The 1,006-nt window shown below is 39.9% G+C and carries 1 protein-coding gene; it reads left to right on the top strand.

Annotated features, from left to right (window positions below; translation table 11 throughout):
• Positions 1-4: 4 nt before the first annotated feature.
• Positions 5-367: a hypothetical protein gene (locus EGK63_RS16210; protein ID WP_085811612.1), complete on the top strand. Its 363-nt coding sequence runs from the start codon at positions 5-7 to the stop codon at positions 365-367.
• Positions 368-1,006: the final 639 nt, after the last annotated feature.

The following is a 1,006-nucleotide window of genomic DNA, read 5'->3' on the forward strand; positions in this document are numbered from 1 at the left end:
GTTTATGGGAATGACTTTAGCAGATATTAAAGCGCAAGAAGAAAAATTAAAAAAAGAACAAGCGAAACTTCGCCAACAGAAAAAACGCTTGATTGAGAAAGAAAATGCTGCAATGGGCAAGGCTCTTCGCAAGCGTTTTGGGTTTGAAACTTTTGCTGATTTTGAGCGGTGGCTATCGTCGATTTCTGACGATCAGCAACACGAAAAATCAGTGGATAATGAGTGGCTTGCTGATGAAAAATCAGCGCCAAGCGAACGAGATTATCTAAACGAATCTGACGGCTTATTCGAAGTGATACCGAATAACAAAAGTCAGATGAGTGAGAGTAAATTTACGTCAATGTTTAGTGACGTGGATTTACGATAAGCGATTATTTTGCGTGAAGCAAAATAAAGCGTAAAAGGAGTTGAGAGCGTGACACGCTTTCGGCTCCTTTTTTCGTTGTCACTTGTGACAGCGAATACCCTCGGAGAGCATTTGGAATTGTGACAGCCATGTCACAATTAGGAAAATGTTACTCTTTGACAAAGAGTAACAGAAAGGTTTACACTCTTTTTATTAGCGACAGCGCGAAGGAGGGTTTTAACTTGGGGTTTAGTATTTCGTTCAAAAAGGGAACAAAGAATACAAGCATTTCTCATAATAATCGTGAGTTAACTGATAGCCAAAAAATCAATGGTTTGTCTGGTAGAAAATAATTAGCAGATTTACAAGTGGGAAATAAAAAGCTGAAAGAAGAAAATTGCATTTCAAACTACATTTTCTACAATAGCTCTAAAATGGCATATTTTGCGTTCTGAGCGGTTTTAGCGTTTATTTCGTTTAGTTATCGGCACAATCGTTAAAACACGTTAGAGGAGCGAAAATGGAGCCTGTAAGGCGACTGGTAGCGGAACGATCGTGTTAGATTGTGAAAACCGATAGCTGAATGAAATAAACAGCGGGTGCGCCCTTTCCATTTCGGCAGGAGGAGGCTCAAGGGGTTCGGGGAATGAAATTCCCTGA

Origin of the sequence: Brevundimonas sp. 357 (genome assembly GCF_003938605.1) — a bacterium.
Lineage (GTDB): Bacteria > Pseudomonadota > Alphaproteobacteria > Caulobacterales > Caulobacteraceae > Brevundimonas.

Bases quoted from the DNA above. Each gene is read 5' to 3' on its own strand.
- EGK63_RS16210 (WP_085811612.1), top strand. From the start codon at position 5: ATGGGAATGACTTTAGCAGATATTAAAGCGCAAGAAGAAAAATTAAAA.